Source organism: Diaminobutyricibacter sp. McL0608 (genome assembly GCF_039613825.1).
In the GTDB taxonomy this organism is placed as follows: domain Bacteria; phylum Actinomycetota; class Actinomycetes; order Actinomycetales; family Microbacteriaceae; genus Diaminobutyricibacter.
Genome location: NZ_CP154826.1, coordinates 3,546,224 through 3,559,874, shown reverse-complemented (window position 1 = coordinate 3,559,874; position 13,651 = coordinate 3,546,224). Strand labels below are relative to the sequence as shown.

Annotated in this window: 9 protein-coding genes and 1 pseudogene; 3 read left to right on the top strand and 7 right to left on the bottom strand. The window is 68.3% G+C overall.

What is annotated here, in order from left to right; translation table 11 throughout:
* Nucleotides 1-12: 12 nt before the first annotated feature.
* The 5 genes and pseudogenes from AAYO93_RS16885 to AAYO93_RS16865 form a co-directional block, all read right to left on the bottom strand.
* Nucleotides 13-1,041, bottom strand: a pseudogene (locus tag AAYO93_RS16885) (ATP-binding cassette domain-containing protein); the annotation flags it as partial.
* Nucleotides 1,038-1,898 carry an ABC transporter permease gene (locus AAYO93_RS16880; RefSeq protein WP_345762335.1) on the bottom strand — a complete coding sequence of 287 codons (861 nt, stop codon included), beginning with the start codon at nucleotides 1,896-1,898 and terminating at the stop codon, nucleotides 1,038-1,040. The gene AAYO93_RS16880 and the pseudogene AAYO93_RS16885, both read right to left, overlap by 4 nt.
* Nucleotides 1,895-2,851 carry an ABC transporter permease gene (locus tag AAYO93_RS16875; protein WP_345762334.1) on the bottom strand — a complete coding sequence of 319 codons (957 nt, stop codon included), beginning with the start codon at nucleotides 2,849-2,851 and terminating at the stop codon, nucleotides 1,895-1,897. Before AAYO93_RS16875 ends, AAYO93_RS16880 begins: the two co-directional genes overlap by 4 nt.
* Nucleotides 2,852-2,936: 85 nt before the next feature.
* The gene (locus AAYO93_RS16870; RefSeq protein ID WP_345762333.1) at nucleotides 2,937-4,595 is read right to left on the bottom strand and encodes an ABC transporter substrate-binding protein; all 1,659 of its coding nucleotides are present in this window, start codon (nucleotides 4,593-4,595) and stop codon (nucleotides 2,937-2,939) included.
* Nucleotides 4,596-4,633: 38 nt separating this feature from the next.
* Nucleotides 4,634-6,286 carry an amidohydrolase gene (locus AAYO93_RS16865; protein WP_345762332.1) on the bottom strand — a complete coding sequence of 551 codons (1,653 nt, stop codon included), beginning with the start codon at nucleotides 6,284-6,286 and terminating at the stop codon, nucleotides 4,634-4,636.
* A gap of 165 nt (nucleotides 6,287-6,451) precedes the next feature.
* Between AAYO93_RS16865 and AAYO93_RS16860 the strand changes: the two genes are divergently transcribed.
* On the top strand, nucleotides 6,452-7,123 hold the full coding sequence (locus AAYO93_RS16860; protein WP_345762331.1) for a TetR/AcrR family transcriptional regulator: 672 nt from the start codon (nucleotides 6,452-6,454) through the stop codon (nucleotides 7,121-7,123).
* 112 nt (nucleotides 7,124-7,235) lie between these two features.
* Here the strand turns inward: AAYO93_RS16860 and AAYO93_RS16855 are convergent, their stop codons facing one another.
* On the bottom strand, nucleotides 7,236-8,732 hold the full coding sequence (locus AAYO93_RS16855) for a carboxylesterase/lipase family protein (protein WP_345762330.1): 1,497 nt from the start codon (nucleotides 8,730-8,732) through the stop codon (nucleotides 7,236-7,238).
* A 280-nt stretch (nucleotides 8,733-9,012) separates the two neighbouring features.
* On the opposite strand from AAYO93_RS16855, the gene AAYO93_RS16850 reads away from it, so the two are divergent.
* Nucleotides 9,013-9,252, top strand: a complete 240-nt coding sequence (locus AAYO93_RS16850) for a hypothetical protein (protein WP_345762329.1) — start codon at nucleotides 9,013-9,015, stop codon at nucleotides 9,250-9,252.
* A 295-nt stretch (nucleotides 9,253-9,547) separates the two neighbouring features.
* Nucleotides 9,548-11,761 carry an ATP-dependent Clp protease ATP-binding subunit gene (locus AAYO93_RS16845; protein WP_345762328.1) on the top strand — a complete coding sequence of 738 codons (2,214 nt, stop codon included), beginning with the start codon at nucleotides 9,548-9,550 and terminating at the stop codon, nucleotides 11,759-11,761.
* A gap of 143 nt (nucleotides 11,762-11,904) precedes the next feature.
* Here the strand turns inward: AAYO93_RS16845 and AAYO93_RS16840 are convergent, their stop codons facing one another.
* Nucleotides 11,905-13,572: a phospholipase C gene (locus tag AAYO93_RS16840; protein WP_434056651.1), complete on the bottom strand. Its 1,668-nt coding sequence runs from the start codon at nucleotides 13,570-13,572 to the stop codon at nucleotides 11,905-11,907.
* Nucleotides 13,573-13,651 lie beyond the last annotated feature (79 nt).

Genomic DNA, 13,651 nt, shown 5'->3' with positions numbered 1-13,651 from the left:
CTCGAGGCCGACGATCATGCGGGCCAGCGTCGACTTTCCCGACCCTGATTCGCCCACGACGCCGAGCGCTTCGCCTGCCGGAACGGTGATCGACGTGTCGATCACCGCGTGGACGGGTTCCTTGCCGCGCGGGTTGTATGTCTTCGACAGTGCGCGCACGTCGAGCATCGGAGCAGCGCCCGCCCGAGCATCCGCCACGGTCGCCGACGCCGTGCCCGCCTGCACAGGATCCGCCGCCATCACGCCCGCATCCAGCACCGGAGCATCGCCCGCGAGCGTCGGCGTCGCCGCAACCAGCCGCCGCGTGTATTCCGCGCGCGGATGCAGGAACACCTGTCGCGCATCCCCGTCCTCCACGATGCGCCCCGCGTTCATCACGTAGACGCGGTCGCAGATCGACGCGGCCAGGTTGAGGTCGTGGGTGATGAAGAGCATCCCCATGCCGCGCGCCGCGCGCTGTTCGGTGAGAACCGAGATGATCTCCGCCTGGGTGGTCACATCCAGCGCAGTCGTGGGCTCATCGCAGACGAGAAGCTGCGGCGATCCCGCCAGCGCGCCCGCGATCATCACCCGCTGCAGCATCCCGCCCGAGAATTCGTGCGGATATTGGCGCAGGTGCTCTTCCGGTCGCGGCAGGCGCACCGCGTGAAGCAGGTCGATCGCACGCTCACGGGCGGCGGATGCTGACCACCCCTCGCCGAGACGCAGCCCCTCCGTGAGATGGTCGCCGAGTGTGCGCATCGGGTTGATGCCTGCGCGGGGATCCTGGAAGATCATCGCCGCCCGAGACCGCCGCAGCTGCAGCAGCGTACGCCGCGACGCACCGAGCACCTCGGTGCCTTCGAGCCGCACCGACCCCTCGGTCGTCGCGCCGTCAGGCAGGAGCCCCAGCACCGCGCGTGCCGTGAGCGACTTGCCCGAACCGGATTCGCCGACCAGACCGACGGTCTCGCCGTCGCCGACCCGGAGGGAAACGTCGTGCAGCAGCCGCGCCCCCGTCGGGAGACCGAGCGTGAAGTGTGAGATGTCGAGGAGCGTCATGCGGCTGATCCGCCTCCGATGCGGTCTGAGAGATCTTCGCCGACGATGTTGACGGCGACGACGACGATCACGACCGCGATGGCGGGCACGATCGCGGGCAGGAAATGTCCTCCGACGATCCCGGCCTGCGCCTCGTTGATCATGGCGCCCCAGTCGGCGGTCGGCGCCTGCACGCCGAGGCCGAGGAAGGACAGGCCCGCGAGCTCGGCAAGCACGTAGCCGAAGTTCAAGGTCGACTGCGCCCCGACGATCGGGGAGACGTTGGGCAGCACGCGGCGGAGGGCGATCCATCCGCCCGAGAAGCCTTGCACCCGATAGGCGGACACGTAGGGACGGTTGCGTTCGGCGAGCACGAGCGACCGGGTGAGCCGGGCGACGAACGGCGCGTACGCGATGCTCATCGCGATCACGGGCGCGACCAGGCCTTTGCCGAAGAGGGCGACGGCCATGATCGCGATCAGCAGCGACGGGAAGGCGAACAGCACGTCGAACACCCTTCCGAGCACGGCGTCGATCCAGCCGCCGCGCCAGGCGGCCAGCAGGCCGAGCAGGATGCCCGCGAACGTCGAGGCGATCACGACGATGAGCGGTCCGAGAAGTGCCGTGCGTGCGCCGAAGATCAGGCGACTCAGGGTGTCGCGGCCGAGGGCATCCGCGCCGAGCCAGTGAGCGGGACTCGGCGACGCGTAGATGGCGGCGAAATCGATGTGGTCGGGGTCGTAGGGTGCGATCAGCGGGGCGAATACCGCGGCAAGGGTCATGATCGCGATGATCGAGAGGCTGATGGTCCAGCTGAGTGCCGGTCGGTGGGCACGGGATGCGCGGAGCACCTTCACGGCCATGGTGGGTGTTGTCATCGGGCACCGGCTCCAGCTGCTGATCGGGGGTCGACCACGGGTTCGAGGATGTCGACGATCGCGTTGACGACGACGAAGGCGGTGACGACGAGGAGGACGATCGCCTGCACCACCGGAAAGTCGAGCCGGTCGACGGACTGCACGAGCAGCGAGCCGATCCCGGCCAGTCCGAACGCCGACTCGACGATCGTGCTGGCGACGAGCAGGCCCGCGACGAGCACGCCGCTCACCGTCAGGATGGGTCCGATCGCGTTGCGCAGCACGTGCCGGCGGATGACCGTGGCCCGGGTGAGCCCGCGGCTGGTCGCGACCTCGACGTGCTCCCGGCCGAGCTGGTCGACCATAGAGGTCCTGGTCACCTTGCCGATGAGCACGATGAAGACGATGGCCAGCGCGATCGACGGCAGGATCAGGTGGTAGATCGTGTCGAAGAATCCGTCGCCGGAGCCGAACGACGGGAACCAGCCGAGCTGGACCGCGAAGATCGAGATGAGCACGATCGACCCGACGAACGACGGGATCGCGGCGAGCACGGTGAGCCCGACCAGGATGGCGCGGTCGAGCATCCGCCCCTTGTAGAGCGCGGCGACGATTCCGGCGGCGAGCCCGACGATCGTGATCATGAGGCCGGCCATGATCACCAGGCCGAAGGTCACCGGGATGCGCTCGCCGATGACCGTGGAGACATCCTGGCGGTATTGGAGGGAGCGCCCGAAGTCGCCGTGCAGGATCCCTGTGACCCAAGTGACGTACTGCTGCCAGGGCGGGAGATCGAGTCCGTACTGCTTCGTCAGGTCGGCGATCGCCTGCGGGTTCGGATGGCGGCCGCGGAGCAGGAAGTCGATCGGATTCCCTGGCACCAGGAACCGCGAGAAGAAGACCAGCAGGGATGCGAGGAACAGGGTGAGCAGCAGGGAGCCGAGTTTGCCGAGCACCCGGCGGGCGACGGTCATCGAACCGCCGCCGCGCCGCCGCGCCCCCCGGAGCGCCGACCGGCCGGCGCGCGCCCTATCGCGCACCGACCGGCCGACGCCGGCTTCACCGAGCGCCAATGGTGGCCGCCCACGGGTAGTAGAGGAAGGCGACCGACGGCTGGACGCCGGTGATGTGCTTTCCGAGGTAGACCGACATCGGCGCTTCGAACAGCGGCAGCCAGGGCAGCTGGTCGTTGGCGATGCGCTGCGCTTCGGCAGACTGCTCGGAACGCGCCGCCGGGTCGTCGATCGCCGCCGCTTCGTTCACGGTCTTGTCGAAGGTCGGGTCGGACCAGTTGCCGTAGTTGCTGTAGTCGCCGGTGCGGAGCACGGAGTACATCTCCAGCGGGTCGGGAGACGAGAGGTACCACGACGTGTACCAGAGGTCGGCGCCGGCTCGCGCGTTCGGGTCGGTGAAGAGGGTCGTGTACGCGTTCGGCGTCACCGTGTCGATCTTTGCTTTGAGCCCGATCGACTCAGCGGCCGCCGCAGTCGCCTGGGCGACCACACTGAAGTCGGAGCCGACCGGCGACGTCCTGATGACGATCTGCTTGCCTGCCGCGCCGGCCTTCTCGACGAGTGCCTTGGCCGCCTTCACGTCGTACGGATACTTCTGGAGTCCGTCGAACGCTTTCGCGAGCGCATCCTTGCTGGCACCCGCCCACACCGAGCGGGTCGTGAGCGCGTTCGTGACGGTGCCGTAGCCCTTGACCGCTGCGTTCACGATGCCCTGGCGGTCGAGCGCCATCAGAAGGGCCTTGCGCACGTTGACGTCGCCGAGCGGCCCCTTGAGGTTGCCGACGATGAGACTGTTGACGGCAGTGTTGAGGCCGAAGTAGAGGCCGCCGGAACCCGTACTGGTGCTCTTGAGCTGGTCGACCGCATCCATCGGGATCATCCAGCTGCCGTCGACCTGGCCCGACTTCAGGGCGTTGGTGCGCGCGGTCGAGTCGTTCATGAACAGGAACGTGACCTTGCCCGCCTTCGCCGTGAGCTTCGAGTCCCAGTAGTTCGCGTAGCGGGTGAGCGTGATCGACTCTCCCGACTTCCACGAGGTGAACTCGAACGGGCCGGTGCAGTTGACTCCACCGGTCGAGTTGCCGTAGTCGACACCCTTCGCCTTCAGTGTCGCCGCCGATTCGACGACGCCCGCGGAGCCGCCCATCGCCAGGTTGAATTGCGAATCCGGCTTCGACGTGGTCACCGTGACCTCCATCGGCCCGGTCTCCTTGATCGACGAGACGTTCTGGTACACCGAATACCAGGACGAGCCGACGGCCGGGTCGAGGTGGCGGTTCATCGAGGCGACCGCATCCGCGGCCGTCATCGGGGTGCCGTCGTGGAAGGTCACGCCGTCCCGCAGCTCGTACACCCAGGTCGTCGGCGACGGGTGGCTGAACGACTTCGCGAGCCCGGGTGACAGGGTCCAGTCCGGGTTCAGCCGCAGCAGCGACTCGCAGACGTTCGCCAGCACCTGGTTGTCCGGGTAGTCGAACGCGTGCGTGTAGTCGAGCGAGTACGGTTCGGCGTAGACGGCCCAGGTGAACGAGTCGATGTCGCCCTTCGGCGCGGCCGTCTGCGTGGTCAGTTTGTAGGCGGGATGCTCGGAGCTGGTCTGCTGCGCGGTCTGCGGTGAGCAGGCGGCGAGCAAGAGGCCCGCGCTGAGGGCGCCGGCGACGGCCGCTGCGCGCCGGCGGTGCCGGTTCGGGTGGGATGAGGTCATGGTGCGCTCCTTGCTGTGGGGGAAGGGAGGGGGATGTTTCAGTCCGCGCGCGTGTAGACGGGTTCGCCCTCTACCCAGGTCGAGACGACTTCGGATCGGTGGATGTCCTCCGCCGGCACCGCGAACGGGTTCGGGTCGAGGACGACCAGATTCGCGAGGTAGCCGGCTGCGATCCGGCCGGTGTCGTGGTCGCGGTGGTTCACGTACGCCGAACCCGAGGTGTAGGCGGCGAACGCGGTGGAGAGGTTGATGCGCTGGTGCGCGCCGCCGAGCGGCTCGTCGCCGCTGCCGGGGGAGACCCGGTTGACGGCGATGTGGATGGCCTCGACCGGGTTGGCGCTTGAGACCGGCCAGTCGCTTCCCGCGGCGAGCCGCGCTCCGTTGCGCGCGAGATCGCCGAACGGGTACTGGCGGTTCACGGCGCCCTCCTGGAGGAAGGGCAGTGTCAGAGTGTCGAGCTGCGGTTCGTGGCAGGCCCAGAGCGCCTGGAGATTGGCTGTCGCGTCGAGGGTGGCGAAGCGGGCGGCGTCGTCCTCGCTGACGACCTGCAGGTGCGCGAGGTGGTGGCGCCCGTCGGACGGCCCGTTCGCCTCGCGTGCCGCTTCGACCGCATCCAGTGCCTCCTGAACGGCGCGGTCGCCGAGCGCGTGGAAATGCACCTGGAAGCCCTCGCGGTCGAGTGCCGTCACATAACCGCGGAGAAGGCCGGGGTCGATGAAGGAGAGGCCGGCGTTGTCCGTGTCGTGACCGTGCGCATCCCGGTACGGCGCCTTCATGGCTGCCGTGTGGTTCTCCGCGACCCCGTCGACCATGATCTTCACGGTGCCGATCTGGAACCGGTCGGAGCGGAGAGCGGCGACCTCGTCCCGGCGCGCGATCATCGTCGCGACCTGCTCGGCGCCCTCGGAGCGCGACCACCACTGGGCACCGACGACATGGGCGACGAGCGTGCCCTCGTCGACCGCGCGGAGGTAGGCGCCGAGGTTCTCGCTGAGGCCCGCCGCAGAGCCGATCATCGCATCCTGCCAGCCGGTGATGCCGAGCTTCAGGAGCTCGTCCTGAGCCTTGAGGAGGCCGGCGTAGCTGAGGTCGTCGTCGTTCACGGGCCGCACGGCAGCGAAGAGGTCGGCCGCGCCTTCGTGGAAGGTCCCCGCGGGGAAGCCGCCGGACTCGCGCTCGATGCGACCGTCGACCGGGTCTGGAGTGGTCTCGTCGACACCGGCCAGGCGGATGGCGCTCGTGCTCGCCCAGATGCTGTGGTGGTCGCGGCTGCTCAGGAAGACGGGGCGGTCGCCGACCACTGCGTCGAGGGCGGTGCGGGTCGGGGCGCCTCCCGCGAAGTGGTCCATCGACCAGCCGCCGCCGAGGATCCAGCCGTCGGGGTTCGCCGTCGCGTATTCGCCGATCCTGCGGAGCGCGTCGTCCGCATCCTCCGCTTCGGTGAGGTTGCACTGGAGGAGCTCGATGCCAGCGCCGACCGGGTGGACGTGCGCATCCTGGAAGCCGGGCGCGACGAGCGCGCCGTCCAGGTCGACGACCCTGGTGGATGCGCCGGTGTGCGCGTGCGCCTGCTGCTCGGGCACGACGTCCAGGATGCGGCCGTCGCGGATGATGACGGCAAAGCCGTCGAGTGGATGGCCGGAGCCGGTGAAAATCGCACCGCCCGTCAGGACCGTGTCGGCTTCTGTCACGTGAGCACCTCGTTCGTTCGTCGTCGAATCGGAATTGTTGAGGATGCTATCCGCGTGTCGTACGTGCTGTCAACAGTGTTGACAACACCGTATCCTCGCTTAGAGTGGTCGCGGATCGAGTGGACCGGCAAGCGGGCCGCCGATCAGGCTGAACGCGAGGAAACAATGACGGAAGCGCGAGTACCGGGAGCAGCGACGCGTGCTCGGCTGAGCCGGGACGCGGTCATTCGGGCCGGCCTGGAACTGGGCGCCCGTGCCGACACGGCGAGCGTGTCCGTGCGCAACATCGGAGGGCTGCTCGGGGCCAACCCGACGGCCGTCTACCGCTATTTCCCGAGCAAGCAGGCGCTGATGGAGGCCCTCCTCGACGAGGTGCTGGCCCGCGTCATCGCGCGGGTCGACTTCTCGGCAGACTGGCGCACGCGGCTCCTCGACCTCGCGACGGGGACGCTCGTGGAATTCGTCGCCTTTCCGTCGATCGCCATCGAGGCCACGGTGCTCACGACCAACGGACCGGCCGAGACCGACACGATCGAGTGCATCCTGTCGGCCTTCTCCGAGGCCGGCCTGGCCGGGGACGAGCTCGTGCAGCACTACGCGTTCTACGCCTCCTACGTGCTGTCGGAGGCGGCCGGGATCGCGCGCGGCCGCAGCGACCACGCCGACCCGCTCTCCCAGCCGAGCCCCTGGCTCGAGGGCCCGCTCCTGGTCGACCCGTCGAGGCAGCCCCACATCGCAGCGGTCGCGAGCGAGATCCAGGCCCTGCAGGACCAGGACATCTTCCGCTTCGGGGTCGAGCGCATCATCGAGTCGGCGAGCCGTTCGGCCGCGAAGTAGCGCGCTCCCGCCTCCGCTGCGCCCATCCGTTCGCCAAAGAACGACGTCGCCTTCGACCCGGAACGTCGTTCTTCGGCAAATGGATCCGCGTGCGCGATTGGGTGGGACGGGGTCAGCTCGGGAGGAGCGAGGCGACCTCGGCATAGCCGTCGCGGATCACAGTCGACGGGTCGTCGTAGACGCGGGTCTCGCCAGAGGCGGCCGTGTACCTCGGCCAGCCCGGGTCGCCGGTCGTGATGAAGTTCACGGCTCCCGCATGCACGGCGTCGGCGAGGGACTGCGGCGGGTGGTCGCCGGCGATGGCGTCGACCTTGTCGGCCGCGAGGCAGTCGAAGAAGAACGGCACGTCGATGCAGTGCACGGCCATGCCGAACGTCGGCGATGTCCAGGAGAACCGGTAGAGCCAGGTGGGGGCTTCGCCTCGGGCGTGGATGATTCGCAGCGCGAGGGTGCGGAACATCCGGTCGGTGAGGTAGCGGCCGACGATCGCGGCCGTCCCTTTCTTCGCGACCGTGCGGTTCGCCGCGACGTAAGCCGAGCGGGCCTTGCCGGTGAGCCCCACCTTGCCGAGCAGGTAGCGGGACGGGATCCAGCGGAGTTTGTCCTTCGCCTCGCTGAGGATCATCGAGAACTCGTCGTCGGTCGCGCCGAGGACAAGGGGCTTGTCCGCCCCGATTCCGGACCGGATCGCATCCACCGTCTTCAGCGGAACCAGGTCGCCGTCGATGACGGGACCGAGCGTGAGCCCTCCGTCGACGAACTGACGGAGTCCGTCGAGCGGGTTGCCGCCTTCGGCGGGCGCCGTGAGCTGTTTCTGCAGTTCGAGCACGCGCTCTTCGCTGAGCGAGGAGAGCCCGGCACGGTCAGGCGTCACGCCGCCGGCCTCCGCCAGTCGCCTGCCGAACGCTTCCGCCTCGTCGACCGAGACGTCGGCGGCCGCACCCGAAATGCAGTAGACAGCCTCGAAGAGCGGCTGCGCTGCGGGCATCCCGAGGAGGGTGAGAACCGCCCCGCCGCCGGCGGACTGGCCCGCGATCGTGACACGCGCCGGGTCTCCGCCGAACGCCGCGATGTTGTCGCGCACCCACTCGAGTGCGAGCATCCAGTCGAGCACTCCGCGGTTGAGCGGAGCATCCTCGATCCAGCCGAATCCGTCGAAGCCGAGGCGATACGAGATCGAGACCGTCACCACACCGTCGCGGTTGAAGGCGGCGCCGTCGTACCAGGGGCTCGCAGGCGAGCCGGCGAAATAGCCGCCGCCGTGGATGTATACCAGCACCGGGAGCGCCGTGGTCTTCCCGGGCGCCGGGGTGAAGACGTTGACGTTGAGGGTGGAGTCGCCGGGGATGCTCGGCTCGGGGATCAGCGTCACCCCGGGGTCGCCGCGCTGGGCCGTCGGCGCATACTCGAGCGCGTCGAGCGTGCCCTCCCACGGGCGCTTGGGCATCGGAGCTGCGAAGCGCAGGTCGCCGACCGGGGGTTCTGCGAAAGGGATGCCGAGGAAGGCCGCCGAGGCGCCGCCCTCACCAGGCGTGCCTCGCCATGCGCCGCGCACGCGTCCCGCGCGGGTCTCGACCTCGATGACTGTTCCGGTGCTCGCGAGGGTCATGCGGGGCTCCTTCTGATTGGGTGGCCTGTAAAACCCACCGTCATTCGGTCTCAGCATCTATTTTGCCAGAAGAAAGTTCAACCGCTGAACTAATCGCGCATTCGCCGCTCGCGCCGCCGTCCTGGCCGTCGCGGTCGCGCGACTTGGCACTTGTTGTCGCCGCACGGCGATTCACCCCGACAACAACTGTCAACTCGATGCCGCGCCCGGGTGCTGTACGCCTGCGCCGCGCGCCCTGCGGGCGGTTGCGCGTGCGGGGTGGGTGCGGCATCCTGACCGCATGGACCCAGCGGATGCGCAACTCGCCGAACGTGTTCGTCTCGGGCTCGCCGCGGGCAGTGGCGACAGCATCCGACTGCTGCTGGTCCCCTACCTGCACTGGGTCCGCCCAGACGGAACGGTGGTGCGCGGGCGCACCCGGGTGCTGGCCGACATGGCGGCCGACGGCGCGCTCGAGCCGCCCGCAGCGGTCGAACTCCGCGACGGACAGATCTACCGCTGGGTCTCGCCTCCGGCGTGACCCCGTTCGCGGTCCAGTGATGTTCACAAAACAGGAACCCGTGTGACGGATGGGGTCGGATGCGCCCGGTCGCCTCACCGCCGTGCCCCAGGAGCCACTCCTCTCACACGATCTCCTGTTTTATGAACGTGCTCCGCCTTGCTGCGCAAGCGCCGACTCGCTGCCCGGCGCCCCGGGCGCGCGTCTGGGCGGATACACTCAGCGGGCGCTGGCGGAATACTCCGCCCGTTGCTAAAGTTGAGCCAGACAGACTCAAGTTTGACCGCCACACGGCACAGCAGCAGAAAGGACCCAGATGGCGAACATGCAGGGCGCCCCTGCCTCGACCGACGAGCAGAAGACCGCACTCGAGCAGTACGGGATCAACCTCACCGAGATCGCCAAAAGCGGCAAGCTCGACCCCGTGATCGGGCGCGACGCCGAGATCCGGCGCGTCAGCCAGGTGCTGACCCGCCGCACCAAGAACAACCCCGTGCTCATCGGTGAACCGGGCGTCGGCAAGACGGCGGTCGTCGAAGGCCTCGCCCAGCGCATCGTCGCCGGCGACGTCGCCGACTCGCTCAAAGGCAAGCAGCTCGTCACGCTCGACCTGTCCGCCCTCGTCGCCGGCGCCATGTACCGTGGCCAGTTCGAAGAGCGCCTCAAGGCCGTGCTCAAGGAGATCAACGACGCCCAGGGCCAGATCATCACGTTCGTCGACGAGCTGCACATCCTGATGGGCGCGGGTGGCGGCGAAGGGTCGGTAGCCGCATCCAACATGCTGAAGCCGATGCTCGCCCGCGGCGAGCTCCGCCTCATCGGCGCGACCACGCTGAACGAGTACCGCGAGTTCATCGAGAAGGACGCGGCCCTCGAGCGCCGGTTCCAGCAGGTCTACGTCGGTGAGCCGAGCGTCGAGGACACGGTCGCCATCCTGCGCGGGTTGAAGGGGCGCTACGAAGCGCACCACGGCGTGACGATCGAGGACTCTGCGCTGGTGGCTGCCGCATCCCTCTCCAACCGCTACATCACCGCGCGTCAGCTCCCTGACAAGGCCATCGACCTGATCGACGAGGCGGCCAGCCGGCTCAAGATGGAGATCGACTCGGCGCCCGTCGAGATCGACACGCTCCAGCGGGTGGTCGAGCGGATGAAGCTCGAAGAGTTCGCCCTCGAGAAGGAGAAGGACGACGCGAGCAAGGAGCGCCTGGCCAAGCTGCGTGAGCGACTGAAGGAGAGCGAGAGCGAACTCGCGGAGCTGCAGGAGCGTTGGCGGCTCGAGAAGGCATCCCTCAACCGGGTCGGCGAGTTGCGCTCCCACCTCGAGGAGGCGAAGACCCAGCGTGACCTCGCACTGCGCGACGGGCGCTACCAGGAAGCGTCGAAGATCGAGTACGAGACGATCCCGTCGATCGAACGTGAACTGGCGGTCGCCGAGCAGGCCGAACAGCATCCGGATCACCCGCGCATGGTCAACGAGCAGGTCACGAGCGAAGACATCGCGGCGGTCGTGGCGGCCTGGACGGGCATCCCGGTCGACCGGCTGACCCAGGGTGAGACCGAGAAGCTGCTGCGTCTCGAAGCCGAACTCGGCAAACGCCTGATCGGGCAGAAGCCGGCGGTCAAGGCGGTGGCGGATGCGGTCCGCCGCACGCGCGCAGGCATCTCCGACCCCGACCGGCCCACCGGTTCATTCCTGTTCCTCGGACCGACGGGCGTCGGCAAGACCGAGCTGGCGAAGGCGCTCGCCGCCTTCCTCTTCGACGACGAGAAGGCGATGGTCCGCATCGACATGAGCGAGTACGGGGAGAAGTTCTCCGTCTCCCGGCTCGTCGGCGCCCCTCCCGGCTATGTCGGCTACGAGCAGGGCGGTCAGTTGACGGAGGCCGTGCGCCGGCGCCCTTATTCGGTGATCCTCCTCGACGAGGTCGAGAAGGCGCATCCGGAGGTCTTCGACGTGCTCCTGCAGGTGCTCGACGACGGCAGGCTCACCGACGGTCAGGGGCGCACGGTCGATTTCCGCAACGCGATCCTGGTGCTGACGTCGAACCTGGGCAGCCAGTTCCTCGTCGACCCGACCCTCACCGAGGCCGAGAAGCATGAGGCCGTGCTGCAGATGGTGCGGCAGTCGTTCAAACCCGAGTTCGTGAACCGGCTCGACGACATCGTGGTGTTCTCGACGCTCACCCAGGAGGAGCTGGGCGAGATCGTCGAACTGAACATCGACCGCCTGACGCGCCGCCTGCAGGATCGCAGGCTGGAGCTCGCGGTGACTCCGGATGCGCGCCGCTGGCTCGCCGGACGCGGCTACGACACGATCTATGGAGCGCGACCGCTGCGCCGGCTGATGCAGCAGGAGATCGACGATCGGCTGGCGACGGAACTGCTGGCGGGGGAGATCCACGACGGCGACACCGTTCTCGTGGATCTGGCGCCCGAAGGCGACCGGTTGTCGGTCGCGCCGTCGGTGTCCGTTCCGGCGGGCATCGCCGACGAGGATGGCCGCGAGGGCGACGACCTCGAGGGGTGACGTTTCCGTCGAGATAGCCCGTTCCGGCCGAGAGTTCCCGTTCTACCGGACTGTCTCGACCGCAACGGCGACTCTCGGTGCCGGTGCCGCGCATCTGCGCCGGCCCCCCACCCAGCACGGGTGAGGGGCCGTTCGTCCGAATGTTACGGCGTGGCTGGCCAGCCGTGCTTCGGCGGCGTCTGGCCGTGGCCCTTCGTGGGGACCACCGCCGTCACCGCTCCGGTGGTCGGAGACAGCAGCACCTCGCGGTTCTGCGGCCGGGAGAAGTTGAACAACCCGCCCAGCGATCCGGCGCGCGTGTCGAACGATGCGTCACCGATCCGCCCGGTTCCCCAGTTGCCCTCGATGAAGCGCAGCACGGAGGCCTGCTCGATCGGCGCGTGGTCCACGTGGTTCTGCGCCGCGTAGGGCGAGATCACGAGGAGCGGGAGTCGCTGGCTCGGGCCGCAACGGTCGGCGTACCCGCCGGCCACGTGCGAAACGCTTGTGCAGACGGCCGAGTCGGCCCCAGCATCCGCCGAACCGTTTGCGACCTTCGGCGCGACGTGGTCGTACCATCCGTCGGAGTCGTCGTAGGTGACGACGACCGCGGTGCTGGACCACGACTTCGACTTCTGGATCGCGTTGATCTCGTTGACCAGGAACTTCTGCTCATCCAGCGGGTCACTGTATGCCGCGTGGCCGTCCTGTGCCTCCGGTGCCTTCAGGAAGGAGACCGCCGGGAGGTTGTTCTTGGCGAGCGCGGTGTCGAACGAGCTCAGGTCGTACTGGTGGTTCGCCTGGTCGGTGTGCCCGATGGCTGCGGACGACGACGGCGGAAGGTGGTGCGGGTTCGACGTCGACTTGTAGTACTGGAAGGGCGAGTGGTGCGGCGAGTAGTCCTTCGGCGTCGATGCGCCGACGTTCGCCGTCACCGTGTCGCACTTCGCGTAGTCGCCGGTCTTGCCGTCCCACGCCGTGCTCGGTGTGAAGCCGCCCTGGAACCAGCCCCAGGTCACGTGCTCCGAGTTGAGCAGGTCGCCGACGTTCTTGCCGGCCATCCCGACGACGGCGCTCGTCGCGGTGTGGTCGCTGTCGGAGCAGTCGTCGTACGCGGGGTCGGGGTCACCGATCACCGTTCCGACACCGGCCTTGTTCGGCGAGCTCACCGCGGTCGACGTCGGAAGCACGGCGCCGGTCTTGGGGTCGTACGCCGTCGCTCCGTGGGTCTGGCCCGAGACGAGGTTCAGCGCGCCAGGGGTGGAGGGCCCGAAGGTCGTGTCCCAGGCGTTGTCGCTCATCGCGTAGTTCTGTGCGTAGTTCCACAGGCCCGTGACGGTGTTGCCGTCGTAGTAGTCCATGGCGAGGCCCGGTGCCCCGAACAGTCCCGTACAGGTGTCGGTGCTGGTCTTCTGCACGAACAGGTCCATCTTGCCGGCGTCGACAGCCTGCTGCTCGGCCGAGTAGCCGTGGTTCTGGTCGCAGGTGAGGGCCTGTGCCGGGGTGAGTCGTTTCGGCGGGTACAGGTTGGGGTTGGTGGTGAGTGCGCCCGACGTGACGAGGTTGTTGACCTTGGGCGTTCCCTTGGCAGCGGTGAAGTGCGTCCCGTCGGTGTTGGCCGCGGTCGGGTAGGTGCCGAAGTAGTGATCGAATGAGATGTTCTCGTCGAAGATGACGACGAGATGCTTGATCGGCGTAGCGGTGCGGCCCGACTGGTCGTGGCCTCCCGGGTACGCCATGGCAGGCGACATTGCGAGTAGTCCTGCGCCGACCAGCGCGGTCACCCCGACCGCGGCGAGACCGGCACGGCGCAGACTGAACTGTCTGAACACGTTTACCCTTTTCTTCTCTTGTGATATCCGGCGCGTCTGCGCCGAACCCGTGCGCTCGCCTGCGCATCGCCTCGTCGCG